Origin of the sequence: Nostocoides australiense Ben110 (assembly GCF_001050535.1) — a bacterium.
In the GTDB taxonomy this organism is placed as follows: Bacteria; Actinomycetota; Actinomycetes; order Actinomycetales; family Dermatophilaceae; genus Nostocoides_A; species Nostocoides_A australiense.
This window is the reverse complement of record NZ_HG764815.1, coordinates 3126012-3128714: the sequence shown is the minus strand read 5'-3', so window position 1 is coordinate 3128714 and position 2703 is coordinate 3126012. Positions and strand designations below refer to the sequence as shown.

Genomic DNA, 2703 nt, shown 5'->3' with positions numbered 1-2703 from the left:
ACCGCGGTGTCGACCTGGCGGGTGTGCCGGGGCAGGATGTCCTGGCGGTGGATGCCGGCGTGGTCACCCACGCGGCGCTGCTCGCCGGCCGTGGCACCGTCACGATCGAGCATCCCGGTGGGGTCCGCTCGACCTACGAGCCGCTGCGGATCGATCCGCTGATCCGGCGCAACTCCTCGGTGGCGACCGGGCAGGCTCTCGGCACCCTCGACTCGACCGGCAGCCACTGTGCGCCGCTCGCCTGCCTGCACCTGGGCGCCCTGCGGCAAGGCAGTTCGGGGGAGTGGGACTACGTTCAGCCGCTCTTCCTCCTGCAGCCGATGGAGGTGATCCTGTTGCCGAGCCCCTGAACCGAGGCCAGGATGCCTACGCGGCCGGGCCCCTGACGTTGCCGGGCCCCTGACATCAGGCGGGCCGTTGTCGGTGGGTCGGGCGATACTGGGCGTATGGCCGCGACAACGATGCCCATCGGTGCCCACGTCCCGCAGCAGGACCCGATCAACGAAGCGCGATCCCGCGGGACGACGGTTGTGCAGTTCTTTCTGGGGGAGCCGCAGAGCTACAAGGGTCCGGTGATCGCCTACGCCGGCGGGGCGGCCGGTTTGCGGGCGGACGCGGAAGCCGCCGGAGTCGACCTTTATGTCCATGCGCCCTACATCGTCAATGTCGCGACGACCAACAACCGCATCCGGATCCCCAGCCGCAAGCTGCTGCAACAGCACATGGATGCGGCCGCCGAGATCGGCGCCAAGGGGCTGATCGTCCATGGGGGACATGTCGACAAGGGTGCCGATCCGACCGTCGGTTTCGACAATTGGCGCAAGGCGGTCGAGGCCACCGATATCAAGGTCCCGCTGCTGCTCGAGAACACCGCCGGTGGCGACAACGCCATGGCACGCCACCTCGACCGGATCGCCCAGGTCTGGGACGCGATCGCCGCGGCCGAGGGCGCCGACCGCGTCGGGTTCTGTCTCGACACCTGCCACGCCTGGGCCGGCGGGATCGAACTCGGCACGGCCGTGGAAAAGATCCTCGGCATCACCGGCCGCATCGACTTGGTTCACGCCAATGACAGCCGCGACGGCTTCGACTCCGGTGCCGACCGGCACGCCAATTTCGGTTCCGGGCACATCGACCAGGCCGGTTTCGTCGACATCGTGCGGGCTGCGGGTGCCCCGGTCATCTGCGAGACACCAGGCGGTGCCGAGCAGCACCTCGCGGACTTCGCCTGGTTGCGCGAACGGCTCTGACCTGGTTGAGGCCGCGTCGCGGGCCACGCGCTGTCGCGTCGCCGGTCAGGCCGCTGTCGCGTCGCCGGTCAGGCCGCTGTCGCGAGGTGTCCCACCTGAATGCCCGAAAGACCGGCTGAAGGCACGCAGGGCCGGCCGGAGGGCACGAAAGCCCGGCGGGGAAGCGCAGGGCGCCGCACCGCCGGGCCTTCGAGAGCCCAGGCCTTCGAGAAGCCAGGCCCTTATTACTTGGGGGTCTTGGTTTACTTGGGGGTCTTGGTGGCGTCTTCCTTGCCGCAGCGGCGGCACTTCGCGCCCGGCCCGTCGTAGGCGCGCCACACGTGACCAATGATGTTGCATGTCCACTTGAGCATGCGTTAACTCTAGATCCTTCGAACGCCCCCGAGGCTACGCGCCGCACAACTTCCCGCCTGACCGCCCTGCCCACGGCTGCCGAAAGCGGATCGCGATTCGACCCCCGCCGCTCGCGCGCGTAAGCTAGGGCCACGGCCAGCCCTGTGCTGGTCGAATTCGCGTGTCTTCTCGCCGGGTGACGATCTCGTCCGATCCCGGGGCGCACCACCACAGTCCTCGCGCGCGAGCGCGATGCGGGGTGCGTACGCAGGCACCAGGCAGGCTGCATGTGGCTCCCGCAGGAGTCGCACGTGGCCGACGGAACTGTTACTTCTATTCGAGGAGGACAACGGCATGGCCGTCGTCACCATGCGCCAGCTCCTGGAGAGCGGCGTCCACTTCGGGCACCAGACCCGTCGCTGGAACCCCAAGATGAAGCGCTTCATCATGACCGAGCGCAACGGCATCTACATCATCGACCTGCAGCAGTCGGTGACCTATATCAACACCGCCTACGAGTTCGTCCGCGAGACCGTCGCGCACGGTGGCTCGATCCTGTTCGTCGGCACCAAGAAGCAGGCCCAGGAGGCCATCGCGGAGCAGGCGACCCGGGTCGGGATGCCCTATGTCAACCACCGCTGGCTCGGTGGCATGCTGACCAACTTCAACACGATCTCCAAGCGCTTGGCGCGCCTGAAGGAGCTCGAGCAGATCAACTTCGGTGAGGTGGCCGGCTCCGGCTACACCAAGAAGGAACTGCTCATCCTCTCCCGCGAGAAGGACAAGCTCGAGAAGACCCTCGGCGGCATGCGCGAGATGTCCAAGGTGCCCTCGGCCGTCTGGGTCGTCGACACCAAGAAGGAGCACCTCGCCGTCGACGAGGCGCGCAAGCTCGGCCTGCCCGTCATCGCGATCCTCGACACCAACTGCGACCCCGACGAGGTCGACTACAAGATCCCCGGCAATGACGACGCCATCCGCTCGGTCACCCTGCTGACCCGCGTGATCGCCGACGCCGTCGCCGACGGGCTCATCCAGCGCAGCCAGGCTCGCGCCAACGCCGGTGCCGAAGTGGCCGGCGCTCCCGCCGAGGAGCCGCTTGCCGAGTGGGAGCGCGAAC

General features: G+C 68.0%; 3 protein-coding genes. All 3 read left to right on the top strand.

Annotated features, from left to right (window positions below; all coding sequences use genetic code 11):
* The coding region (locus BN11_RS15140) for a M23 family metallopeptidase (RefSeq protein ID WP_048699052.1) at window positions 1–350 on the top strand (350 nt) is incomplete at its 5' end.
* Between the two features lie 96 nt (window positions 351–446).
* Window positions 447–1250 (top strand): deoxyribonuclease IV, encoded by an 804-nt coding sequence (locus BN11_RS15135; RefSeq protein ID WP_048699048.1) that lies wholly within the window; start codon window positions 447–449, stop codon window positions 1248–1250.
* A gap of 687 nt (window positions 1251–1937) precedes the next feature.
* On the top strand, window positions 1938–2703 hold a 766-nt coding region (gene rpsB / locus BN11_RS24000), incomplete at its 3' end, for a 30S ribosomal protein S2 (protein ID WP_048699044.1).